The sequence below is a fragment of the Micromonospora sp. DT201 genome (assembly GCF_049841575.1).
GTDB lineage: Bacteria > Actinomycetota > Actinomycetes > Mycobacteriales > Micromonosporaceae > Micromonospora.
The window spans coordinates 1-407 of record NZ_JBNCKP010000087.1 but is presented as its reverse complement, the minus strand read 5'-3'; the positions used below and the strand labels follow the sequence as shown (position 1 = coordinate 407).

The window sequence follows — 407 nt, the reverse complement described above, 5'->3', positions numbered from 1 at the left end:
GGCATAACGCCGCAACGCACCCTCACTCCGCGCCGACACCACCAACGGCCCCACCACCGAGGCCGAATCCACGACCGAACCCACGGCCGATTCCGGGGCCACACCAACGGCCGCACCCACGGCCGAAGCCACAAGCGCATCGACGGTCGGGCCCATGACCGGGGCCGGATCGACGGCGGGGGCTTGTTCCAGGATCACGTGCGCATTCGTGCCACTCACCCCGAACGACGACACACCCGCACGACGCGGCCGGCCACTCTCCGGCCACATCGCGGCCGACGTGAGCAAAGAAACCTCACCCGCCGACCAATCCACATGTGGCGAAGGCTGATCCACATGCAACGTCCGCGGCAACACCCCATGCCGCATCGCCATCACCATCTTGATCACACCCGCGACACCCGCGG

At 68.1% G+C, this 407-nt stretch carries 1 protein-coding gene; it reads right to left on the bottom strand.

Going from position 1 to position 407, the window contains the following annotated elements; translation table 11 throughout:
• A partial coding sequence (locus ACLQ28_RS34525) for a ketoacyl-synthetase C-terminal extension domain-containing protein (protein WP_425690450.1) occupies nucleotides 1-381 on the bottom strand: 381 nt, incomplete at its 3' end.
• Between the last annotated feature and the right edge of the window lie 26 nt (nucleotides 382-407).